Origin of the sequence: Tritonibacter sp. SIMBA_163 (genome assembly GCF_046535935.1) — a bacterium.
GTDB classification, from domain to species: Bacteria; Pseudomonadota; Alphaproteobacteria; order Rhodobacterales; family Rhodobacteraceae; genus Epibacterium; species Epibacterium scottomollicae.
In genome coordinates, this window is sequence record NZ_JAWJBP010000438.1 from 1 (window position 1) to 273 (window position 273).

The 273-nt window shown below is 60.8% G+C and carries 1 protein-coding gene; it reads right to left on the reverse strand.

All coding sequences use genetic code 11. From position 1 onward, the window contains the following. Positions 1 to 273 (reverse strand): MGH1-like glycoside hydrolase domain-containing protein (locus R0J92_RS23035; RefSeq protein WP_411053379.1); only part of this gene is annotated, 273 nt, incomplete at both ends.

The following is a 273-nucleotide window of genomic DNA, read 5'->3' on the forward strand; positions in this document are numbered from 1 at the left end:
CGACGAACGATCGAAGCTACCCACGTTGTCGAGCCCAAGAAAACCGCCCTGAAAGATGTTGTGACCGTCGGCGTCCTTGCGGTTCACCCACCACCAAAAGTTGAGCAGCAGCCAGGGAAAAATGAGCTCGAGAAAATCGCGATCGGGCTTGCCGGTGAGCGCGCGGTCGATCTCGTACACGCGCCACGCGGCCCACGCGTGAACCGGCGGATTGGCATCGCCTAGCGCCCAGTCGTAAGCGGGCAGTTGTCCATTCGGATGCTGATAGCGGTC